Annotated in this window: 21 protein-coding genes and 3 pseudogenes; 11 read left to right on the plus strand and 13 right to left on the minus strand. The window is 65.4% G+C overall.

The features are described from left to right. Positions 1–720 precede the first annotated feature (720 nt). Positions 721–1,428, plus strand: a complete 708-nt coding sequence (locus tag C7W88_RS07295; RefSeq protein ID WP_162895944.1) for a hypothetical protein — start codon at positions 721–723, stop codon at positions 1,426–1,428. Between the two features lie 676 nt (positions 1,429–2,104). Here C7W88_RS07295 and C7W88_RS07305 read toward each other — a convergent pair. Continuing rightward, positions 2,105–3,304, minus strand: a complete 1,200-nt coding sequence (locus C7W88_RS07305; protein WP_118073037.1) for a murein transglycosylase A — start codon at positions 3,302–3,304, stop codon at positions 2,105–2,107. Between the two features lie 149 nt (positions 3,305–3,453). After that, the gene (locus C7W88_RS07310; protein WP_162895945.1) at positions 3,454–4,128 is read right to left on the minus strand and encodes a Tim44/TimA family putative adaptor protein; all 675 of its coding nucleotides are present in this window, start codon (positions 4,126–4,128) and stop codon (positions 3,454–3,456) included. A gap of 269 nt (positions 4,129–4,397) precedes the next feature. Here C7W88_RS07310 and secB point away from each other — a divergent pair, with 269 nt between their 5' ends. From secB to C7W88_RS07330, 4 genes and pseudogenes are all read left to right on the plus strand, one after another. Next, positions 4,398–4,916, plus strand: a complete 519-nt coding sequence (secB, locus tag C7W88_RS07315; protein WP_118073039.1) for a protein-export chaperone SecB — start codon at positions 4,398–4,400, stop codon at positions 4,914–4,916. 38 nt (positions 4,917–4,954) lie between these two features. Next, positions 4,955–6,526, plus strand: coding sequence for a murein biosynthesis integral membrane protein MurJ (gene murJ, locus C7W88_RS07320; RefSeq protein WP_118073040.1), 1,572 nt, complete (start codon positions 4,955–4,957; stop codon positions 6,524–6,526). 10 nt (positions 6,527–6,536) lie between these two features. Then, a complete protein-coding gene (trpS, locus tag C7W88_RS07325; RefSeq protein WP_118073041.1) occupies positions 6,537–7,556 on the plus strand; it encodes a tryptophan--tRNA ligase in 1,020 nt (339 codons plus the stop codon). 230 nt (positions 7,557–7,786) lie between these two features. Continuing rightward, positions 7,787–8,451, plus strand: a pseudogene (locus C7W88_RS07330) (DUF4136 domain-containing protein). Between the two features lie 262 nt (positions 8,452–8,713). Here C7W88_RS07330 and C7W88_RS07335 read toward each other — a convergent pair. The 6 genes and pseudogenes from C7W88_RS07335 to C7W88_RS07360 form a co-directional block, all read right to left on the minus strand. Then, a complete protein-coding gene (locus tag C7W88_RS07335; protein ID WP_205525272.1) occupies positions 8,714–9,187 on the minus strand; it encodes a DUF2721 domain-containing protein in 474 nt (157 codons plus the stop codon). A gap of 66 nt (positions 9,188–9,253) precedes the next feature. Then, a complete protein-coding gene (locus tag C7W88_RS07340; RefSeq protein ID WP_118073042.1) occupies positions 9,254–10,291 on the minus strand; it encodes a copper resistance protein B in 1,038 nt (345 codons plus the stop codon). Continuing rightward, a pseudogene (locus C7W88_RS07345) lies at positions 10,288–12,056 on the minus strand (copper resistance system multicopper oxidase). The gene C7W88_RS07340 and the pseudogene C7W88_RS07345 overlap by 4 nt, the downstream one beginning before the upstream one ends. 26 nt (positions 12,057–12,082) lie before the next feature. Next, on the minus strand, positions 12,083–12,610 hold the full coding sequence (locus C7W88_RS07350) for an RNA polymerase sigma factor (RefSeq protein ID WP_255418802.1): 528 nt from the start codon (positions 12,608–12,610) through the stop codon (positions 12,083–12,085). A 172-nt stretch (positions 12,611–12,782) separates the two neighbouring features. Next, a pseudogene (locus tag C7W88_RS07355) lies at positions 12,783–13,103 on the minus strand (periplasmic heavy metal sensor); the annotation flags it as partial. Next, a complete protein-coding gene (locus tag C7W88_RS07360) occupies positions 13,103–13,360 on the minus strand; it encodes a hypothetical protein (RefSeq protein ID WP_118073044.1) in 258 nt (85 codons plus the stop codon). The gene C7W88_RS07360 and the pseudogene C7W88_RS07355, both read right to left, overlap by 1 nt. 143 nt (positions 13,361–13,503) lie before the next feature. On the opposite strand from C7W88_RS07360, the gene copC reads away from it, so the two are divergent. The 4 genes from copC to fghA all read left to right on the plus strand — a co-directional run bounded on the left by copC (position 13,504) and on the right by fghA (position 16,056). Next, positions 13,504–13,881, plus strand: coding sequence for a copper homeostasis periplasmic binding protein CopC (copC, locus tag C7W88_RS07365; RefSeq protein ID WP_118074646.1), 378 nt, complete (start codon positions 13,504–13,506; stop codon positions 13,879–13,881). A gap of 15 nt (positions 13,882–13,896) precedes the next feature. After that, complete coding sequence (gene copD, locus C7W88_RS07370) at positions 13,897–14,742, plus strand: copper homeostasis membrane protein CopD (RefSeq protein WP_162895946.1); 846 nt, start codon at positions 13,897–13,899, stop codon at positions 14,740–14,742. 97 nt (positions 14,743–14,839) lie between these two features. Then, positions 14,840–15,211, plus strand: a complete 372-nt coding sequence (locus tag C7W88_RS07375; protein ID WP_118073045.1) for a VOC family protein — start codon at positions 14,840–14,842, stop codon at positions 15,209–15,211. Further along, entirely contained in the window at positions 15,211–16,056 is an 846-nt protein-coding gene (gene fghA / locus C7W88_RS07380; protein ID WP_118073046.1) for an S-formylglutathione hydrolase, read from the plus strand. The genes C7W88_RS07375 and fghA overlap by 1 nt, the downstream gene beginning before the upstream one ends. Positions 16,057–16,209: 153 nt before the next feature. Here fghA and nusB read toward each other — a convergent pair whose 3' ends face one another. The 3 genes from nusB to hisG are packed head-to-tail and all read right to left on the minus strand — an operon-like array spanning position 16,210 to position 18,613. Next, positions 16,210–16,656, minus strand: a complete 447-nt coding sequence (gene nusB, locus C7W88_RS07385; protein WP_118073047.1) for a transcription antitermination factor NusB — start codon at positions 16,654–16,656, stop codon at positions 16,210–16,212. Continuing rightward, positions 16,653–17,942, minus strand: coding sequence for a histidinol dehydrogenase (gene hisD / locus C7W88_RS07390; protein WP_118073048.1), 1,290 nt, complete (start codon positions 17,940–17,942; stop codon positions 16,653–16,655). The genes nusB and hisD overlap by 4 nt, the downstream gene beginning before the upstream one ends. Continuing rightward, positions 17,942–18,613, minus strand: coding sequence for an ATP phosphoribosyltransferase (gene hisG / locus C7W88_RS07395; protein ID WP_118073049.1), 672 nt, complete (start codon positions 18,611–18,613; stop codon positions 17,942–17,944). The genes hisD and hisG overlap by 1 nt, the downstream gene beginning before the upstream one ends. A 42-nt stretch (positions 18,614–18,655) precedes the next feature. Between hisG and C7W88_RS07400 the strand changes: the two genes are divergently transcribed. Both C7W88_RS07400 and C7W88_RS07405 read left to right on the plus strand, forming a co-directional pair. Further along, on the plus strand, positions 18,656–19,711 hold the full coding sequence (locus C7W88_RS07400) for a DUF2332 domain-containing protein (RefSeq protein WP_118073050.1): 1,056 nt from the start codon (positions 18,656–18,658) through the stop codon (positions 19,709–19,711). A 45-nt stretch (positions 19,712–19,756) separates the two neighbouring features. Continuing rightward, complete coding sequence (locus tag C7W88_RS07405) at positions 19,757–20,476, plus strand: extensin family protein (RefSeq protein WP_118073051.1); 720 nt, start codon at positions 19,757–19,759, stop codon at positions 20,474–20,476. Positions 20,477–20,479: 3 nt separating this feature from the next. Here the strand turns inward: C7W88_RS07405 and C7W88_RS07410 are convergent, their stop codons facing one another. After that, a complete protein-coding gene (locus C7W88_RS07410) occupies positions 20,480–21,367 on the minus strand; it encodes an alpha/beta fold hydrolase (RefSeq protein WP_118073052.1) in 888 nt (295 codons plus the stop codon). Next, the gene (locus tag C7W88_RS07415; protein ID WP_118073053.1) at positions 21,364–22,182 is read right to left on the minus strand and encodes an SDR family NAD(P)-dependent oxidoreductase; all 819 of its coding nucleotides are present in this window, start codon (positions 22,180–22,182) and stop codon (positions 21,364–21,366) included. The genes C7W88_RS07410 and C7W88_RS07415 overlap by 4 nt, the downstream gene beginning before the upstream one ends. Between the last annotated feature and the right edge of the window lie 52 nt (positions 22,183–22,234).

Raw genomic sequence — 22,234 nt, forward strand, 5'->3', positions numbered from 1 at the left:
TTGTGGCACGCAGCGGGGAGGGCGCGGGACCGGTTGCGAATGGCCGGGGGCGGTTCCGGACCCCTTGTCGGCTCAGCCTGAGGGCGGACATGGGTGACGGGACGAAGCGTTGGCAGCGGCTCGCGGGCTGCCTTGGCTTCTGGCAAGCGGCTGCGTGAAAAGAACCTGTCGTTTGTGCAGACATTGTCGCACAATCATGGCGGGTTCCGCATCCGCAGCGTCGCTCAGGGTTCGGCGCCGTGCTATCAGCCCTGGGTTGTCCTGTCTGTCCTTGGGTAACGACGAAGGTTTGCCCGGTGGGTCTTGGGCTTTACGCCCCTCGTTGAACCCACGCGCACCTGCCGCACCGATCGCGCCGGAAGCATCGGCACACAGCGTCAGCTTCCGAAGGAGAGGAGCGGGTTGGCCTTGTGCCCTCTCCTGACCTGTGGGCGGGGTTTATAACCTATATGGTTCGTTTTGTCAAGATGCTATTAGCATCCGGCATGGCCCGACACCAACCTCGTCATTCCCGCGCAGGCGGGAATCCAGATGGCGCAAGGTTTGACGTCGCGCTGCGACGGTATTGGCTTGTCGCTGGATTCCCGCCTGCGTGGGAGTGACGATGGGAGTGTGCGACTTCAAGTTGGCTGTCGTTATAAAGCTGCCAATGTTTTTGGGCGCTAAACGGGACCTAAAGCCTGTGGGGTTACGCCGCTGGGGCGAACGGAGAAAAGCAATATGAATGAGGCGTACAATCCTTCGGACTTCAATGTTGGTCATTCAATTTTCCCTGACTTTAACGGTCAAGGTGGCCTTGTCATTTGTGGCTATGAGTGGGGTTACTCAGCAAAAGACGAAGCGCTTGAAAACGATGTGGAGCGATATGCTGAGGTGAAGGAGCATCTGGCTTCCATCCAGACATTCCATTCCAAGGGGTGGGACTCACCCTACGACCGCCGCATTCATAAGTGGTTTGCCATGTTCGGCCACCCTCTCGGAAAAGCAAGTGGTTTCTCTGATTTCGACAAATCCGTCCTACAGACCAACTGGTGCGACGATATGGGCAACCAAGTCTCAGATTATGAGAAATTCCTGTCTGACGGCAACCGATCAAACTTTCTTGGCCTCATGCGTGAGTATCGCCCCGCATTGCTTATCTTCATGGGCATCAAGCAAATCGAATACCTGCAAGATTCGAGGGTCAAGCCTGTCATGGAGGAAATCTTCGGCCCGGAAGTGGCACCGCTTCGATTTGAGCGGAAAGAAGAATTCGACGGGAAGAAGTTCCGGCTTGGCTTTCAGGACTTTACGGACTTGGCGATTGTCGCCTTGCCGCATCCCAGTGGAAGTATGGGCCTGAGTGACGCCTACATCGAACTTTTTGCGTCGGAGATCGGTGAAAAGATCGACACGTTCAAGCGCGCCAAGGGCCTCTGTGTGGCGTGATAGGTTGATCCGGGGGAAGTTCCCCCTCCGTCATTCGCTGGCGCGAATGCCACCTCCCCGTTTGTGCTTTGCAAAAACGGGGAGGATTTTGGTGGGGTCACCGCCCCTTGCGCAGGACGATGTAAACCGCTCCCGCCCCGCCGTGTTTCGGCTGCGCGGGCCTTACCGCCGCGATCTGGCTGGCGTGGGGCTGTGGGCGAGCCAGTCGAGGAGTTTGGCGCGGATGGCGCCGCGGCGGTTGCCGCGTTGGTCTTGTTCGTCGTGGGGGCGGGTTTGCCGGCGATGAGGAGCATGACGCGGGCGCCCATGGCCAAGGCCTGGGCGATGCTGCCGGTGAGGCGGGCGTGGGCGGCGTCTAGGGTGAGGCCGTGGAGGTCTATGGTGACGTCGGGGTGATTGGCCCGCGTGACAGTTTCCGGTCCCAGCTGGAATCGAGGCCATGGTTCTGCAGGGGGCGGGCTACTGGGGTTGGCGCTGGCGTCGGGAGTGGCGGGGGACGCGGCCTTTCACGCGCTTGGCCGGTGGGGGTGGCGGGAGCGTGATGGCGGGCGTTGCTTCAAGCGCTTTTGCCTTGGGGCGCGGCGGGTGGAGTGGGGTGATCGTGGCGGCGACCTTGTTCCACAGGTCGGCCTCTTCGGGGGAGAGGCCTCTTGGAGCCCTAGCCACTGTCAGACTCTCACTGCTGGCCGAGACGCGCCAGCGTCCCCTTGGGCAAAAGGATGAGGGCGCGGCCCCTTGCGCTCATGCCGCCGGCGATCTGGCGGGCTTCGGCGCCCGCGCCCCAGAAGCTGTCAAAGCGGTTGGCGCCCTGGATCGCGCCGCCGGTATCCTGCGCGACCCAAAGGCCGCTGGCTTCCTTGCGGTCCACCTGCAGCCAGACCGGCGCGCCCAGCGGCACGAAGGCGGGATCGGCGGCGACCGTGCTGCGGCCTGCGATGGGCACGTTCAGCGCGCCGACCGGGCCGGGGCCGGTGAGTTCGCGGAAGAAGACGTAGCTGCGGTTCTGGCGCATCAGCGCTTTGCCGGCATCGGGGAAATCGCGCAGGTATTGCTGAATGCCCTGCATCGAGCCGGAATACTGCCCGGGCGAGGCGCCGATCAGCCCACGCTCACGCATCAAGGAGCCGATGCCGGTGTAGGCGTGGCCGTTCTGTCCGGCGAACCCTAAGCGGATCACGCTGCCATCGGGGGCGCGCAGGCGGCCCGAGCCCTGGATCTGCAGGAAGAAGAACTCGACCGGATCGGCGGCCCAGGCGATTTCGAGGCCCTTGCCCTGCAGGGCGCCATCCTCGATCTGGCCGCGATCGTGGTAGGCAGTGAACACGCCGGCATCGTCATAGCGGCCGAGCGGCATCTTGCCATCAGGCAGGGGCTGCGCGTCGCCCGGTTTGGCGCGGACGAGGTCTTTCGGCAGGGCGTAGACCGGCACGTCGTAACCCGGCTGGCGGGTGCGCGAACCTGCGATCTCGGGCTCGAAATAGCCGGTGACGAAGGCTGCGCCATCGCCGACTTCGGCGGTTTCGAAATAGGTGGTGAAGAAACGCGCGGCTTCGCCAGCGGGCCAGGTGGCGGCGGCGGTGCAGGCGGGCGCCCAGTCTTCGGGCCGGGTGAGGCCGGAATTGTCGGTGCGGCGGGTCAGCCGGGGGCAGGACGTGGCGAAGGCCTGCAGGGCGGCGGCGGTGTTATCGGGCTTGAAGCCGAGGCCCGCGGTGACGGGGCCGCGCATGACGCCGGTGAGCGCGGCGGTGGGGGGTTTTACCGCAGGCGGGGTTGGCGGCGTGACCGGGCGCGGAGCACTGCCTTCGGGCACAAGGCGCACGCAGCCGCCAAGGAGGGTGAGGGCTAGAAGGGTTGCGAATCTCGTTTTGCCGATCATCCGCCAGTCTTTCCCAATTCCCACATTCGTCATCCTGAACTTGTTTCAGGATCCATCTTGCCGATCAAGCAGCTGTTCGTGCCGAGAAATGGACCCTGAAACAAGTTCAGGGTGACGATAAAGGAAAATCGAGAAGTCAGGCCCCGAACTCAGGCCTCGTCGGTTTCGTCGAGCAGCCAGTCGGGATCGCGCGAGGTGAGGTCGCGGCGGAAGGTCCACAGATCGCGGGCTTCGATCGCATCGTCGAGCGAGCCGGCGATGACCTGCCCTTCCGCGTTGCGGGTGACCGAGGCGATGTCAGCCAGGAAGCGGACGGTGATGCGCGCGGTCTGTCCTGCGATCGAGGCGGCGACGATGCGCGCTTCCTCGATGCGAATCACGCGGGCGTCGATCACTTCGCCCGCAGCGGCGCGGGCATCGATGGCCGAGCTGAAGCCTTCGAAGACGTCAGCATCGCAGAGCTGGCGCAGATCGTCCTTGTCCCCGCGCCAGAAGGCTTCGAGGATCATGGTGTAGGCGCCCTTGGAGCCGGCAAGGAACTGCGCGACATCGAAACGGCGATCGGCCGAAATGATGGCGCGGACGCCGGCTTCGGCACTGTTGTCAAACGTGCTGGGCGCAGGCGCTGCGAGTTCGCGCGGGCGCGGCGCGGCGGAACCGCCTTGCTGCTGCACCGGCTGCTGCGCTTTGGCGGAGGGATCGGGCTGTTCGATCCGGCGGCGCATCGGCTCCTCGTCATGCTCGGGCCGGCGGCCGAGGACGGAGTAGAGGCGCAGGCCAAGGAAGGCCGCAATCATCGCCAGGATCACAATTTGAACAATCACGCGCAAGATTCCCGAACTGTCCATGGCCCCGGATCGGAAGACCTGAGCTCACGGCGTCATTCCAACGTGCCTCAAATAGGTACGGATTACAAATGAACAACGCGTGCATGACCCTTTGGGCTCATCCCTTGGCAAAGAATCTTGGCCAGTTGTGGCGCTGATGCGCCAGACGCTTGCGCAGAGCTTGACCAAGACAAGGCGGATTGCGGGTCTTTGGCCATGGTGCTAGTCGCGCGGCCAAGGGAAACCCACACAGAAAGCACGTCTACATGGCCGACGAAGGCAACATCATTTCGAATCTCAACGTCGATGGTCCCGTTCTCAACGGGGAAGACACTTCGCCCGCGATCGGCCTGATCTCGCAGTATGTGAAGGACCTTTCGGTCGAGAACCCCAATGCGCCCGAATCCTACCAGTGGAGCGAAGCGCCCGACATCGCGGTGGACTTCAACATCTCGGCCCGCGTGATCCAGCCCGAGATCCACGAGATCGAGCTGAAGATCAACGTGACCTCGAAGGGCAGCCAGGGCACCGCGTTCATCGTCGAGCTGGCCTATTGCGGCCTCATCGGCATGCGCAACGTGCCCGACGACCAGGCCCATCCGTTCCTGTTCGCCGAAGGTCCGCGCATCCTGTTCCCGTTCGCCCGCCGCATCGTCGCCGATGCCGTGCGCGATGCAGGCTATCCGCCGCTGATGCTCGAGCCGATCGATTTCAACGGCCTGTACATGCAGCAGCTGGCGCAGGCCCAGGCGACCGCGGAAGCGACCCCGGCCGGTCAGGCCTGATCTGACAGACTGAATCCGGTGGCCCGAAGGGTGCGGCTATGAACCTCCTCAAGGCTACCGGATCGATTGGCGGGCTGACGCTGCTCAGCCGGATTCTCGGGCTGGTGCGCGACAGCCTGTTCGCGCGGTTCGTCGGCGCGGCGTTTGCCTCGGACGCGTTCCTTGTCGCGTTCCGGCTGCCCAACATGTTCCGCGCATTGTTCGCGGAAGGGGCGTTTGCCAGCGCCTTCATCCCGATGTTCAACAAGAAGGTGGCCGATCCCGAGGGCAAGGGCCTGCGCGACGGGCTGGACTTTGCCGAGGCGGCGCTCGCCGTGCTGCTGCCGGTGCTGCTGTTCATGACGGTGGTGCTGGAAGTTTTCGCCTGGCCGGTGACGCTGCTGCTTTCGGGCAAGTTCAACGGGGTGAGCGCGGACCAGTTCGCCTATGCGGTGGAACTTTCGCGCTGGACGATCCCGTACCTGATGCTCATCAGCATCGTCTCGCTGTTCGGCGGCATCCTCAATTCGCTCGGCAAGTTCTGGGTCAACGCGGCGGCGCCGATCCTGCTGAACCTGACGCTGATCGTGGCGCTGCTGGGCTTCCATTCCGACGATCCGCTGGTTACGGCGCGCAATCAGGCGATTGCGGTGTCGGTATCGGGCGCGTTGCAGCTGGCGTGGCTGGCATGGGCTTGCCGCCGGAACGGCGTGCGGTTGCGCCTTAGGCGACCAAGGCTTTCGCCGGAAGTGAAGCAGTTGCTCAAGCTGATCCTGCCGGCGGCGGCAGGCGCGGGTGCAGTGCAGATCAATCTGGTGATCTCGACGGCCCTTGCCGCATCGCTGCTCGATCACGGCTCGGTCACCTACATCTACATGGCAGACCGGCTGAACCAGTTGCCGCTGGGGCTGATCGGCATCGGGCTTGGCACCGTGCTGCTGCCGACGATCTCGCGCCAGCTGGGCGGGGGCGAGGAGGCTGCGGCGATGGAAACGCAGAACCGGGGCATGGAACTGGCGCTGCTGCTGACGCTGCCCGCGACGGTAGCGCTGGTGCTGTGTGGCGAGCCGATTGCCGCGGCGCTGTTCGGCTATGGCAAGTTTGACGCGCAGGACACGCACTTCACCGCGCAGGCGCTGGCGGCGTTCTCGATCGGGCTGCCGAGCTATATTCTCGTCAAGGTGCTGACGCCCGGATACTACGCGCGGCAGGATACGAAGACGCCGGTGCGCTATGCCACGATCTCGATGGTGGTGAACCTTGCTGGCAACCTCGCGCTGATCGTGCCGCTGAGGCACATGGGGCCACCGCTGGCGACGGCGATAGCCTCGACCGTCAATGTCTGGCTGCTCTACCACACGCTGGTCAGGCGCGGGCACTTTGCCGCCGATGCGCGATTGAAGCGGCGGACCGTGCGGTTGGCGCTGGCGGCGCTGGCGATGGGCGCGGTGCTGTGGGCGGGGCAGGGGCTGGTCATGCCCTATGTCCACGGGACATGGACCCTGCGCATTGCAGCGATGGCTGCACTGGTCACCAGTGGGGTCGTCGTCTATGGCCTCGCTGCCGTCCTGACCGGGGCTTTCCGGGTGGACGACCTCAAGCTTCTCCTGCGGCGTCGCCGCTCCAACTGAAGGCACTCAAATGCGTATCGTTTCCGGCATCCAGCCAACCGGCAATCTCCACCTTGGCAATTACCTGGGTGCGATCCGGAATTGGGTGCGCATGCAGGACGAGTGGTCGGCCAAGGGCGGGCAGTGCCTCTATTTCCTTGCCGATCTTCACGCGATCTCGATGCCGCATTCGCCCGCTGAGCTTGCCGCCAACACCCGCGAGATGGTGGCGGCGCTGGTTTCGTGCGGGATCGATCCCGACAAGTCGATCCTGTTCAACCAGGCGCAGGTGCCCGCCCATGCCGAACTGCAATGGCTGCTCAACGGCACGGCGCGTATGGGCTGGCTCAACCGCATGACGCAGTGGAAGGACAAGGCGGGCAAGAACCGCGAGGGCGCGTCCGTCGCGCTGTTCACCTATCCGGTGCTGCAGGCGGCTGACGTGCTGCTCTACCAGGCGACTCACGTGCCGGTGGGCGAGGACCAGAAGCAGCATCTGGAACTGGCGCGCGACATCGCGCAGAAGTTCAACAACGACTTCTGTGCCGAGGACGCACCGCTGTTCACGCTGCCTGATCCGATCATTCCGCCAGAGGCGGCGCGCATCATGAGCCTGCGCGATGGCAGCGCCAAGATGAGCAAGTCCGATCCTTCGGACATGAGCCGCATCAACCTGACCGACGATGCCGATGCGATCATGCAGAAGGTGAAGAAGGCCAAGACCGATCCCGAGCCGCTGCCGGGCACGGTGGAGGGCCTCGCCGGGCGGCCCGAGGCGAACAACCTCGTCGGCATCTATGCGGCGATGGCCGGGACCACCCCGGCCGCAGTGCTGGCGCAATTCGAGGGCAAGGGCTTCGGACAGTTCAAGCCGGCGCTGGGCGAACTGCTGGTCGAGACGCTGTCGCCGATGGCGGCGCGCTATCGCCAGTTGCGCCAGGACGGCGAGGCGCTGGACGCGATTCTGGCCAAGGGCGCGTTGAAGGCGCGGGATCTGGCAGCGCCGACGCTCAGGCAGACCTATCAGGCATTGGGCCTTGTAAGGGGCTGATTTTCCGTCAGTTCGTTGCGAAACATTACGTGCCTGCAACATATGTTGCAGGCACCATTCAACGTGCATTCAGCACTTCCCGTCCAAAAAGGCGGCATGCTATGCAGTGCGTGTGTCTGGCAAGGGGCGGCGGACGCATAACAGGAGTCGCAAGGATGAATTCCGTTTCCAAAGTGAAGCCCTCGTCTTCCGGCAAGCGCCGTCTTCTGGGGCTTTCGGCTGTATCGCTGATGCTCGTCTCGCTCGCCGGGTGTGCCACGCCGTTCAAGGCTGACGTCAAGCGTTTCCAGGCGCAGTTGCCGGCACCGGCTGGCCAGACCTTCGCGGTCGTGGCCGACGATCCCCGGGATGCAGGCGGGCTCGAGTTCGCGCAGTACGCCTCGCTGGTTGGTCGGCAGATGGAAAAGCTGGGTTATCAGCCCGCTTCCGCTGAAACCGCGGACCTGCTGGTCAAGTTCGACTACGGTATCGATGGGGGCGTGACCGCGTCCGTTCCACCGGCTTTGCCGACCCGTTCTGGGGCGGTTGGGGTGGCTGGGGCGGCTGGGGCCCGGGTTGGGGCCCAGGATATGGTCGCTGGGGCCGTCGTGGCATAGTCGGCGGCGGCTGGGGCTGGGGATGGAACGACCCGTTCTTCTTTGGCGGCGGTGGCTGGGGTGGCGGTGTTGACGTCGTGACCGTCTACACCTCGGGCATGGACCTGAAGATTGACCGCCGTGCCGATGGCCAGCGCCTGTTCGAAGGCAAGGCCGAAGCAGCCTCGTCGTCGAATCGCCTGTCCTATGTCGTGCCGAACCTCGTCGAGGCGATGTTCACCGACTTCCCCGGCAACAACGGGGAAACGGTGAGGATCTCGATCGCGCCGGAAAAGAAGACGGTGAAGAAGGTCAACTGACCTTTAATGCGCTGAAACTCGGGAAGGCCCGCAGCGATGCGGGGCCTTTCTGCTTGTGCGGCAGGCGTGGTGTTGTGCGTTTGCATCAGGTTTGCGCCATGCTGCGCGCGAAAGCGGATTGTTTGTGACAGCCCTTGGGGATGCGCTATTCAGCCCGCGTAAACGTTGCCCGACGCGGCCTTGGGAGAGGATGCGACAACGTTCGCGCCGCGTCGGGCTTTCTACATTCCCGTAATATCGAAGCGCCTGAACACCGTGCGGGTCACTGCCGGTGCGGGATATCGCGTTCGAGCTCGAGCAATTCCTGCGGCAGGCGCAAGGAGCTGGCGGCTATGCGCGTTTCCAGCAGGAGATAGACCAGGGCAATCATCAGCAGCGCGATGGCGCCGAAGAAGGTGATGCCGGTAAGGTTGCGCAGTTCGAGCCCGGCCATTTCACCGATGAACAGCGATCCCACGGTGACGCCGATCGCGAGGCCGGACACGACCAGCAGCAGCAGCGCCCGGCCGATCAGATGGATGCGGCGATCGACATAGCGAATCTCGATCACGACAAGATCATGCTCCCGGCCCGAGGTCTGCGCGTGCTGGCTTTGCAGGGCGCGGGACCGGTCGACGATACGGCCAAGCCGCGTCGTGAGGATGTTCATGATATTGCCGATCGCCACGAGGACGAACACGGGGGCAAGGGCCAGCTGGATGGTCTGGGCGATCACGCCTGCATGGCCCGGATTCATGAAAACACTCGCTGCATCCGGGCTTTGTCGCACGTTGCCGCGCAAGCGGGCAAGCCGGATACGAATTCAGAACCACATCCTTACGCCGACCACGGCGCTGACCTGCGAGGGGCTTTCGCCTTCGAGGCGCGCCAGCCGGGCCGTTTCGCCAAGCTTGCGCTCCCAGTGTACACCGACATAGGGCGCGAATTCGCGCGCGAATTCGTAGCGGACGCGGGTGCCCAGTTCGACCTTTTCAAGGCCCGCGCCGATGCCGAGTTCCGGCACGTCCTGCGCAGCGGCGTCGATCTCTATCGAGGGTTGAAGGATCAGGCGCTGGGTCAGGCGCATGTCGTGCTCTGCCTCGAGCCGGAAGTGGAAGTCGCCCTTGTTCGAGACGAAAGCGTGAGCGCCGACTTCGAACCAGTAGGGGGCAAGGCCTTCGAAGCCGATCACGCCGTAGGTGCGATCGGGGCCAGCGCCGAAGTCCTGCCGCGCGCCGAGTTCGAAGTTCCACCACGGATCGAGCGCGTGGCGCCAGGCGGCGCGAACTTCGCCGGTTTCAAGCGGTTCGCCGAAGGCACCTTCGCCTTCGGTTTCGACGGCGAGGCGGTCAATATCGCCGCCGATCCAGCCCATGGCCTGCCACGCATAGCCGTCCTTGCCATTGCGCGGGCGATATTCGAGGCGATCGAGGATCAGTGCGTTGCCGAAGAAGCGCCCTTCCTTTGACAAATCGGCGCGGGCCTGCGCCATGCGCTGCTTGTCCCAGAAGGCATCGGCGGGATGGTCGGTCGGGACGGGCGGCGGCGGTGCATTGCCGACTTCGCTGTCGGTTACAGTGGGCATGGCATGGCCCATGTGGGCCGAGTGATCCATCGGCGCAGTGTCGGCCGGGGCGGCGGCGGGCGTGTCTGGCGCTGGCTGCTGGTGCATGGAGTGGTCCATGCCCTGCATTGCCGGCTCCTCGGCAGTCTGGCCGCCCATGGCGCCCATGTCGTGCCCGGAATGATCCATCTGGCCCTGCATCTGGCTCATATCGTGGCCGGCGTGCGGGTCCTGCGCTTCCTGGGCGAGGGCGGGCGTTGCGATCAGGGCCGCGCCGGTGAGCAGCAGGCGCTTCATGCCGCATCTCCCGAGCTGCGCACAGTCACGACGCGCATCATCCCGGCATGCATGTGCAGCAGCATGTGGCAGTGGAACGCCCAGTCGCCCTCGGCGTCGGCGGTGAGATCGAAGCTGGCCTTGCCGCCGGGCAGGACGTTGACGGTGTGCTTGCGCGGGCGGTTGCCCGGCTCTCCCGTGACCAGTTCGAAGAAGTGGCCGTGCAGGTGGATCGGGTGCGGCATCATCGTGTGATTGATCAGGTTCACCCGCACCCGCTCCCCTTGCGGAAGGGGATCGGCTTGGCGCCGTCGGAGATGGTTTCGCCATCGATGGACCACATGTAGCGCTCCATGTTGGCGGTAAGGTTGACGTCGATCTGGCGCGACGGCGTGCGGCGATCGGGGTTGGCATCGCGCGAGCGCAAGTCGGCATAAGTCAGCACGCGGTGGTCGACATCCTCGAGGCCAGTCGGCTTGTCGGCCAGACGGTCGGCGGGCATTGGCGAGATCGTGGCGACGCCCGGCCCCGGCTTCACGCCGGGCGCAAGGGAGAGGTCGCGCATCTTCATGGAATGGCCGGCCATGCTTTCGTTGGCGGGCTGGGACAGGTCGATCTCGCCGCCCGTCCCCATGTCCATCCCGCTCATGTCCATGCCCATGTCGCGCATGGTCAGGACGGGGCGGGCGCGGCGGGCGGGGATGGCCCCGGCCATGCCGATCTGCGGCGCAAGCGTGGCACGGACCAGCCCGGAGCGGTCGATCGCTTCGGCGATGATGCCGAAGGGAGTGGTTTCGGTCGGCTGGACGATCACGTCATAGGTTTCGGCAATCGCGATCTGGAACTCATCCGTCTCGACCGGCTGGACGTTGCAGCCGTCGGCCGCGACGACAGTCATCGGCAGCCCGGGGATGCGGAAGTTGAAGTTGGTCATCGACGAGGCGTTGATGATGCGAAGCTTGACCCGTTCGCCGGGGCGGAACAGCGCGGTCCAGTTGGCGGCGGTATCGTGGCCGTTGATGACGAAGGAATAGGTCGCACCGGTCACGTCCGAGATGTCGGTCGCGTCCATGCGCATCTTGGCCCATTCGAGCCGGTCCTTGAGGCTCTGGTCACGGCCTTTCAGCAAGCCGCCCACGGTTTGCCTTTGCCAGTTGAAATAGCCCCCCATGGCCTTCAACTTGCGCAGCTGCTCGTGCGGGTTCATCGGGCTCCAGTCCGCCAGCATCAGCACGTATTCGCGGTCAAACGGGGCGGCGGTGTCGGGCTCGGCGGGGTCGATCAGGATCGGGCCGTAAAGCCCTTCGGCCTCCTGCATGCCAGAGTGAGAGTGGTACCAGAAGGTGCCGGAGTGCACGATCGGGAACTCGTAGGTGAAGGTTTCGCCCGGATCGATGCCGGGGAACGACAGGCCGGGCACGCCGTCCATCTGGAACGGCACCAGCAGCCCGTGCCAGTGGATCGAGCTTTGTTCACCCAGCGTGTTGGTAACGGCGATGCGCACTTTCTGCCCTTCGCGCAGGCGGATGAGCGGGGCGGGGATCGAACCGTTGACCGCGATGGCGGGGGCAGAACGATCCCCCACCGCGAACTTCGCCGCGCCGATGGACAGGGCAATGCTCTCGCCCGAAAGCACGCCGCCGGTGTTGCGCCCCGCCATGGCGCCAGCCTTGCGCGAATGGCCGCCGTGGCCCGATTGCGCCCAGGCAGGGACAAGCGGCATTGCGGCGAGGCTACCTGCTCCGAGGAGCAGGTTGCGGCGATTGAGATGGAGCGTGTCGGTCATTACCTGCGATTACGCAGGACGACGGCTTATCCCTCAAGCATTTCCGACAATTTCTGCCGTGCCCGGTAGATCCGCGTTTCGACGGCCTTCTCGGTAAGGCCGAGCACGTCGGCGGCTTCGGCCATGCTCATTCCTTCGAGGCGGCACAGGATCAGCGGGTCCTTGAGATTGGCCGGAAGCGCGGCGATGGCGGCCGAGACGCGGGCGAGCTCGCGCCGCGATATGGCTTCAGCTTCGGGATCGAGGCCGTGGTCGGCAACGTCGAAGGCATCTTCGAGGGGCCGCGCCATGCGGAACAGCCGCCGCACCGCACGGCGCCGCGCCCAATCACGGCACTTGTTGACGGCGATGCGCATCAGCCAGGCGCGAAACGGGCGGGCGGCATCGAACTTCGCCAGCGCGGCGAAGGCGGCGATGAACGCTTCCTGCGTGACGTCGAGCGCTTCGCCCTCGTCGCCGGTGTGGTGACGGGCGAGCCGGTACACGGCCTCGCGATGGCGGGCCATCAGCGTTGCGTAGGCGCTTTGCCTGCCGGCAAGCGCGCTGGCGACCAGCTGTGGGTCGCTTTCGTCTGGAGCGTCGCCCCCGCCACCGGATCAGCGGCGGTCGGGCGAAGGGGGGGGGCGCGGTGAGGGCGCGGGCGATCTCGCGGTCGAAAATCGCCTGCTGGCTGGGGTTGAGCACTGCGCGCATCGCGAAGACATGGGCCAGCGTCGCCTTCTGCAGCTCGCCCATCGCCATGTGCGAGGCATCGACCGCGCCGGTCACCTTGGGGCCGATCTGGTGTTCGCTCTCGATCGCGCGGGCGAGATCTGCGTTCGAAGCGCGCAGGCGCTCGTCCAGCGTGCGGCGCTTGTTTGCGAATTCCGTCTCGAGCCGGTCGATCTCCAGGTTCTGCTGCGCCGAGAGATCGAGCCGCTCGTGCATGAGCTGGTGGAGTTCGCTGCCGTGGTGCATCGGCATGAAGCCGCGGGCAAAGTGGCTGGCGGCAAGGGCGACGGCGGCAGAGACCACTGCCACCACGACATAGCGCAAGGCCGCGCCCATCAGTCTGCCAGAAGGTGCGAGGGCGCGCCCGAAGGCACGCCGAACAGGGGTTCCGCCTGTGCAGGCGCTGCAGGGGCGACCGAGCCGACGATTCCGACGACGGCGGCAATCGCCACGGCCATCACCATGCCGCGCCGTGCCGTGGCACTCTCGCGCCTGCTGGCAAGGCCGCGCATCACCTCTTCATCGATGACGAAGAGTGCAGGCGGTGGTGCTTTGGCGGCAAGAGCGCCCAAGAGTTCGTCGATATCGGCCATTGCTGGCTGGGTTCCTTTTTCCACGCAATTCCCATTACGCGCGCTCGGGCAAAATCCCTCAAGACAAAATTTGCGCTATGGCTTGAGGGATGGGCCTGCGCCTTGCGTATCACACTGCAGATCCCAACCCGAAAGGACTTCCCATGCGCCGTCTTGCGCTCCTTGCCGCTCCCGCCCTTGCCATGCTGGCCATGCCCGGCGCAGCCTTTGCCCATCCCAAGCTCCTTTCGTCCAACCCGGCCCCGAATACGGCCGTGGCCAAGCCGACCAAGCTGACCCTGACGTTCTCAGAAGAGCTGGTCGGTCCGCTTTCGGGCATTGAGCTGGTGATGACCGGCATGCCGGGCATGGCCAACCATGCGCCGATGCCGATCAAGGGCTTCAAGACCGCTGCTGCCGGCAAGGTCCTGACCATCACCCTGCCGCGCGCTCTTCCGGCGGGCAGCTATAACCTCAAGTGGCATGCGGTTGCTGCCGACCAGCACCGCATCGAGGGCCAGTACGCCTTCACCGTTCGCTGATTCGGCCAAGGGGGCGTGGAAACGACGGGCCTGCTGACCGCGCGGGCGGCGGCGTATCTTGCGCTGCTGCTCGTGGCGGGCGTGCCGCTGCATGCGCTGGCGGCGGGGCAGGTGCTGGCGTTCCGCGCCCGACTTGTGCTGGCACTGCTGGCCATCGTCGCCGCTTTTGCCTCTGCATGGTGGGCGCTGGAAAGCGTTGCCGCCATGGCCGGCATCAGCCTTGCCGAACTGGACCAGGCGACGGCGGAGGTCGTGCTGGCGCAGACGCCGCTCGGCAAGGTCATGGAATGGCGGCTGACGGCGCTGGCCGCAGTGTTCCTCGCCTGCTTCTTGCCGCTTCGCGTGTTGCGCCTGCCTATCCTGGCGCTGGCCGGGGGCATTGCGCTCGGCTCGGTGGCCTGGACGGGGCATGCCGGGGCCAGCGAAATGGCGCTTCACCGTGTATCGGACGTGGCGCATGTCCTTGCCGCAGCGACGTGGATGGGCGCTTTGGCCGTATTCGTCACTTCGGCTTTCTCCCGCGAGGGGGCTGACATTGCCGCACTTGCGCGCTTTGCCCGCACCGGCAGCGCGGTGGTGGCGGTCCTCATCCTGACTGGCCTGCTCAACACGCTGGTGATTGCCGGCTGGCCGATGGCGTTCGAGGCGCGCTGGTTCAGCATACTTGCGGTGAAGCTGGTGCTGTTCGCGGCCATGCTGGCGCTGGCCGCCGGGAACCGCTGGCGGATCGTCCCGGCGCTGGAGCGGGGCGAACCCGGCGCCGAGGCGCGTCTGCGCCGATCGCTTGTGCTGGAGTTTGCGGCAGGCATCGGTGTTGTCGGCGCGGTCGCGCTGCTGGGCGTGCTTGATCCTCTGGCTTGAGGCCAAATGGCAACAAAGAATTCCCATCCGGGCGCTTGACCGCGCAAGCCAGTGGCTTAGCTCTCTTGCCGCTGCAACCTGTCAACGGGAGAGAGCTATGTTCAGCCATGTGATGGTTGGCGCCGACGATATCGACGCTGCCAAGAAGTTCTACGATGCCACCTTCGCTGCGTTCGGCGGGCCGGAAGCGATCACCGATCCCAAGGGACGCCTGATCTATCAGCACAACGGCGGGCTGTTCATCGTGACCAAGCCGATCAATGGCGAGCCTGCCTGCGGCGCCAACGGTGGCACTATCGGCTTCCGCATGAACCCGGAACAGGCCAACGCCTGGCACGCCGCCGGCGTTGCGGCTGGTGGTACGGCTTGCGAAGACCCGCCGGGGCCGCGCGAAGGTTCGCCCTATTATCTGGCTTATCTGCGCGATCCGGCCGGCAACAAGCTCTGCGCGCTGGACATTATCGCCTGATGACACTCGAAACGGTCTCGACTTCGAAGGCGCACGGCGGAACGCTGGGCGTCTACAAGCATGAGTCCGCCGCGACGGGGACGGGGATGACCTTTTCGGTCTTCCTGCCCCCGCAGGCGGTGGACGGCGCTAAGTTGCCGGTGCTGGTCTACCTTTCCGGGCTGACCTGCACCCACGCCAACGTCACCGACAAGGGCGAGTACCGCAAGGCCTGTGCCGAACTCGGGATCGTCTTCGTTGCGCCCGATACGTCGCCGCGGGGCGAAGGCGTGGCTGACGATGCGGAAGGCGCCTACGATTTCGGCCTTGGCGCAGGGTTCTACGTGAACGCCACGCAGGAGCCCTTCGCGCAGCACTATCGCATGTGGGATTACATTGCCGAGGAACTGCCCGCGCTGCTGGGCGCGAATTTCCCGGTTGATCTGGATCGCATGGGGATCACCGGCCATTCGATGGGCGGCCATGGCGCACTGACGCTGGGGCTGACGTACCCGGAGAAGTTCAAGTCGCTTTCGGCCTTCGCGCCGATCGTGGCGCCGGGGCAGGTGCCATGGGGGCACAAGGCTTTGGGCGGCTATCTCGGCGATGACCGGGCGGCGTGGCGCAAGCATGATGCCGTGGCGCTGATCGAGGATGGCAAGCGGCCTGCCGGCGCGGTGCTGGTCGATCAGGGCGATGCCGATGGCTTCCTTGCCGAACAGCTGCGTCCTGAACTGCTGGAGGCGGCGTGCAAGGCGGCGGGCGTGGACCTGACCCTGCGGCTACAGCCGGGTTACGACCACAGCTACAACTTCATCTCGACCTTCATGGAAGATCACATCCGCTGGCATGCCGAGCGGTTGTAATCGACAAGATCCTCCCCGTTTTCGCGGAACGCGCAAACGGGGAGGTGGCATTCGCGGTAGCGAATGACGGAGGGGTTCGATCCCCTCCACCACCAGCTGCGCTGGCGGTCCCCCTCCCCAATTGTCCTGCGGAAAATCGGGAGGATTTGGAAGTTACCGCACGTCCTTCGCCACGGCATCCAGCACGCCGTTGACGAACTTCGCCTCGCGCTCTTCGAAAAAGGCGTGGGCGACGTCGACGTATTCGGTGATCACCGTCGCCACGGGCACGTCCTTGCGCGCCATCAGTTCGTAGGAACCGGCGCGCAGGATCTGCAGCATGGTCTTGTCGAGGCGGGCGAGTGACCAGCCCTTGGCGAGCTTGGCCGAGAGCAGCAGGTCGATCTCGTTGCGGCGGGCGTCGACGCCCTTCACGACGTCGTCAAAGAAGGCGACGTCGGCCTTGAGGTATTCGACGTCCTCGATTTCCGCGCCGAGGCGGTGCTGGTGGAACTCGTCCAGCAGCAGGTGCAGTGCGGTCTGCTCCATGTCGGCCTGATAGAGCGCCTGCACGGCGGCGAGGCGCGAGGCGGCGCGGGCCTTGCCCGAGATCGCGTTCACAGGTCGAGCCTTATTTCGATAGAACGGGCGTGGGCGGCAAGGCCCTCGGCCTCGGCAAGGGCGATGGCGGCGGGGCCGACGGCGGCAAGCGCGGCGTCAGTCGCCTCGATAAAGCTGGTGCGTTTCATGAAATCCAGAACGGAAAGGCCCGAGGAAAAGCGCGCGCGGCGCCCGGTGGGCAGGACGTGGTTCGGCCCGGCGACGTAATCGCCGACGGCTTCGGGGGTCATGCGGCCAAGGAAGACTGACCCTGCATGGCGGATCTGGTCGAACAGGACCTGCGGATCGTCGGTGGCGATCTCGACGTGTTCGGCAGCCAGCGAATTCGCCAGCGCGGGCGCTTCATCGAGCGAGTCCACGACGATGATCACGCCGTAATCGTCCCAGCTGGCCTTGGCGACCCTGGCGGTCGGCAGCATGGCAATCTCGACGCCGACCATGTCCGCCACCTGATCGGCAAAGGCGGCATCGTCGGTGATCAGGATCGACTGGGCGACCGGATCGTGCTCGGCCTGGCTGAGCAGGTCGGCGGCGATCCACTGCGGGTCATTCTTCGAGTCCGCAATCACGAGAATTTCGGAAGGCCCCGCGACCATGTCGATGCCGACTACGCCAAACAGCTGGCGCTTGGCTTCCGCCACCCAGGCATTGCCGGGTCCGGTGATGACATCGACCGGCTTGATGCGGGCGGTGCCATAGGCCAGCGCGGCCACCGCCTGCGCCCCACCGACGCGCCAGACTTCGTCGGCCCCGGCAAGGTGAGCGGCGGCGAGGACCAGCGGATTGGCCTCACCCTTGGGCGTCGGGGTGACGACGACGAGGCGCTCGACGCCGGCAACCTTGGCGGGAATCGCGTTCATCAGCAGTGATGAGGGATAGGCCGCGCGGCCGCCGGGGACGTAGAGTCCGGCGCCATCGACCGCGCTCCACCGCGCGCCCAAGCGCATGCCGCTGGCGTCGGTGTAGTCGCGGTTTTCCGGCAACTGGGCGCGGTGATAATCGCGGATGCGCTGCGCGGCGAGTTCGAGCGCGGCGCGCAGATCGGGCTGCAGCGCGTCGAAGGCTTCGCGACAGGCTTCGGGCGAAATGCGCCAGTCATCCTCACCGGGGGCGTGGCCATCGAACTTCGCGGTATATTCGGCGAGCGCTTCATCGCCGCGAATGCGTACGTCGTCGATGATCGTCTGGACATCGCGGGCGACGTTCTCGTCACTCTCGCGGCGGTCCTTGACGAGGCGGGCGAAGGCCTTGGCAAAGCCGGGATCGCTGGACTTGAGGCGCAGCATCAGGCGGCCTTCCTTGCGGCGACCATCTCGCGGAAGGCATCGACCAGTGCGCCGAGGCGGGCACTGTCGGTCTTCAAGGCGGCGCGGTTGACGATCAGGCGGGCCGAGACGGGGAGGATCTGGCTGGTTTCAACCAGACCGTTCTCCTTCAGCGTGCGGCCCGTGGAAACCAGATCGACGATGCGACTGGCAAGGCCCAGCGAAGGGGCCAGTTCCATCGCGCCGTTGAGCTTCACGACTTCGGCCTGAACGCCGAGCTTTTCGAAGTGGCGGCGCGTCAGGTTGGGGTACTTGGTGGCCACGCGGGCGTGGCTTTCGCGCGCGTTCGCGCCGCTTTCGACCATGCTCACCGGCTCTGCCACCGAAAGGCGGCAGTGGCCGATGTCGAGATCGACCGGGGCATAGAGATCGGCATAGTCGAACTCGTCGATCACGTCCGATCCCACAACGCCCGCATGGGCCGCGCCATGCGCCACGAAGGTCGCCACGTCGAAAGCGCGGACGCGAATGATCTTCACGTCGTCGCGGTTGGTGGCGAAGGACAGTGCGCGCGAGGCCTTGTTAAAGAAATCGGCCTCGGGCACGATCCCGGCCTTCTCGAGCAGAGGCAGGGCCTCGTCGAGGATGCGGCCCTTGGGCAGGGCGAAAACGAGCGGTGCGGCGGTGGACATAACCCGCCGCCCTTATGGCAGCACGGCGCAAAGGGCAACCGAATGAACCCGATCATGGAGATCGAAGAGGCCGCAAAAGCCATAGAATGGCAGGCTGACCACGCCACGAACAATGGTGCACCCTGCACGGGGCGGGTAGTGCGGGCGCAATTGCGGCTGCTGGATGGCGACACCGAGGTCGGCAAGCGAATCGCGGCGTGGCCGGGAAAGCCGCTGGAGGACGCCTTGCCGCTGCGGCTGGCGGGCGGGCATCACAACCTTGTGCTGACGGGCAAGGATGCGCGGCTAGCCCCTGTCTATCGCGGCGAGGTGACCGATCAGGCCGAGGTCGATGCGCTGGTGGTTGCGGCAACGCGCGAGCATGACGCCGAGTTGCTGCCGTGGCTCGACGGGCCGCCGCAGACCAACGAGGCGGGGCGGTCGGCCTCGATCCTGGCGGCGCTGCTGTGGCTTTCGGCCCGCGTCGGCCCGCGCTTCGAGCTGAACGAGCTGGGGGCCAGTGCCGGCGTCAACACGATGATGGAGCGGTTCTTCTTCGATCTCGGCGGGACGACGGCTGGCCCAGCGGATTCGCCGATGCGGATCGTGCCGGAGTGGCGCGGGGCCCCGCCGCCGCAGGCAGAGGTCGAGATCGTGGGCATCAAGGGCTGCGACCGTGCGCCGATGAATCTGGCGGATCCGGAGCAGGCGTTGCGGCTGAAGTCCTATGTCTGGGCCGAGGTGACGGAGCGCATCGGACGGATCGATGCGGCGATTGCCCTGGCCGGGGAGAAGGCCCCGGACGTGGTACAGATGGACGCGGGCGACTTCGTGGCCGAACGGCTGGCGGCACCGCAGGACGCCGATACGACGCGCGTGATGTTCCATTCCATCGTCTGGCAGTACCTGCCGGGCGAGACCCGCGCGCGGATCGAGGCGCTGATGGCGCAGGCGGGCGCGAAGGCCGATACATCGCGGCGGTTGGCGTGGGTCATGCTCGAGACCAATCGCCAGACCTTCCGGCATGAATTGACCGTGCGCCATTGGCCCGGCGGAGAGCAGCCCGTGCTGCTCGGTACTGCCCATGCCCACGGCGCCTGGGTGGAGTGGCTGCCCTAAGGTCTGCCTCACGAAACGAACGCTTTGCGCAATGGTTGAGCGAGGATGCGTCGCTCTTTTCTCCGCACTGTCGTCGTCCTGCTGGTGATCGCCTCGGCGGGTCTGGCGGGGCGGGAGTGGCTGCAGCGGCATCCCGAGCATAACCCATGGGCGCCGCTGGCCTTGGCCGATCCGCCGGGCTGGGCGACGGCAATGAAGCTGCAGACGTTGCGGGGTGACCGTGCGGTGTGCGGCAGGTTTCTGGAAAGCAGCGGAATCATGGCTGAGGCCCTGCCGCCTGCCGGCGAAGGGCAATGCCTGCGGGATGACCGACAAGTGCTTCAAGGTCTGGCGCAGGCGAAGGTGAGGCTGGCACCGGGCGGAGCGCAGGCCACCTGCGCGATCGATGCGGGGCTGGCCCTGTGGCTGCAGCATGGCATCCAGCCTGCGGCGCAGCGGCTGCTGGGCAGTGCTGTTGCCTCGGTCGAGCATTTCGGCACGAGCAACTGCCGCAGGATTGGCGGCGGGTCGGAAGGGGCGTGGAGCGAGCACGCGACGGGCAACGCCATCGATGTGAGTGCGTTTGTGCTGAAGGACGGACGCCGCGTCTCGGTGCTCAAGGACTGGGGAGCGGGCGACGAGAAAGCGGCTTTCCTGCGAGCAGTACGCGACGCTGCATGCCAGAGCTTCTCGACCGTGCTGTCACCGGACTACAACGCCGCCCATGCCGATCACCTGCACCTCGATCAGGCGCAGCGCACCGGCGGCTGGGCGGCTTGCCGATAAATCTCAGCCAAGGAACCGGTCGAGCGCGGCATTCACCGTGTCCGGTGCCTCCCACGGCACGAAGTGCCCGCAATCGGGCACCGGTTCGGTGGTGAGATTGGTGACAAGCTTGTCCATGCCATCTAGGTTGCACGGGGGCAGAGCCATGTCGTCCATTGCCCAGATCACCAGCGTGGGGATCTTGAGCGGCGGGACAGCGGCGTCCTGATAGCCCGCAGGCAGTTCGAACGGCGCGTCCATCGGCGGGACAGCCATCGGGCTGGCGCGATACCAGTTGAGCATGGTGATGGCGGCGTCGGGGTTCGACCAGTCCTTGAACAGGGCGGCGCGCTCTTCCTCTTCCATGACCGGCGAGCGGTTCCAGTTGAGGGCTTTCATCAGCAGCGCCCCGAGGCCGTGTTCGCGCACCATGGCGTCGTTGGCGGTATCGCGGAAGGTGCGCATGTACTGGCTCGCCTCGCGCTGCTGCCGGTCGGTCCAGAGCAGGCGCGGGAAGATCACCGGGTGCGGGGCATTGGCGATGACGGCACGGGTAACGCGCGTCCCTTGTCCGAGCAAGGCCACGCCCCAGGCAATCGCACCGCCCCAATCATGGCCGAGGATCGTGAACTGCTGCACGCCCAATGCATCGGCAAGCTGGAAGATATCGCCGATCAGCTTGTCGGGCGTGTAGTTCTCCACGCCCTCCGGCTTGGACGAGCCGCGATAGCCGCGCTGATCGGGCGCGATGCAGCGGAAGCGGGAGGAGAGGTGCGCGATCTGGTGGCGCCAGGTGCGGTGGCTTTCGGGAAAGCCGTGGAGGAAGATCAGGGCCGGCGCATCGCGGGGGCCGACGTCCAGCACATCGAGTTCGATTCCGCTGGCAAGTTTCACGCGCGCAAGTGCAGTCATTCCGGAGCTCCCTCGTCCATCTTTTGCGCATAGCCTGCTGCGACGACTGCGGCCATGCGGTCGTGCAGGGCATCGGGCGTGCGGCGCAATTCGCCGATTTCCTTTTCCATGCCCTCGCCCATGATGATCTCGCGCTCGCCTGCCGCTATGGCATCAAGCATCATTCCTGCGGCAATGTCCGGGTCGAGCCCGTTTTCGATGACCGCATCGCTGACCCCGCGCCGTGATCCATCGGCCGTAATCGCGTTGCGCGAAACGTCGGTGCGGATCGAACCGGGCGCGATCACGTGGACCTTGATGCCAAGCCCGGCAACTTCGGCGCGCAAGGCATCGGAATATCCGAACAGCCCGAACTTGGCCGCGCTGTAGCCGGTGCGCATCGGCGAGCCGACCTTGCCGGCGATGCTGGAAACCATGACGATACGCCCTGACTTGCGCTGTGCCATGCGCGGCAGCAGCGCCTGTGTGAGGGCTATGGGCGCGAGCAGATCGACCGCGACGATGCGTTCATAGACGGGGAAGGCGGTGTCCAGAGCAAGCGAGCGCTGCGAGATGCCGGCGTTGTTGACCAGCATGTCGACGTGGCCTTGCCAGCCCCATGCCCGATCGGCCGCCTGAGCGGCGGCGGCGTAGTCTGTCGCCTCGAAGGGCAGGACGAGGGCGTTGCCGCATTGGCTGGCGATCCGGGCAAGCGCGGCTTCGTTTCGTCCCGACAGGATCAGTTGCGCGCCCTGGGCGGCCAAGGTTCGCGCCAGCGCGGCGCCGATGCCGGAGGACGCCCCGGTAATCCAAACGACTTGTCCAGCAAATGCCATCCGCACGTTCTCCCGTTTGGCCCGACTCTTAATCGATCCATTAAGGGCATGG

The sequence above is a fragment of the Novosphingobium sp. THN1 genome (genome assembly GCF_003454795.1).
GTDB lineage: Bacteria > Pseudomonadota > Alphaproteobacteria > Sphingomonadales > Sphingomonadaceae > Novosphingobium.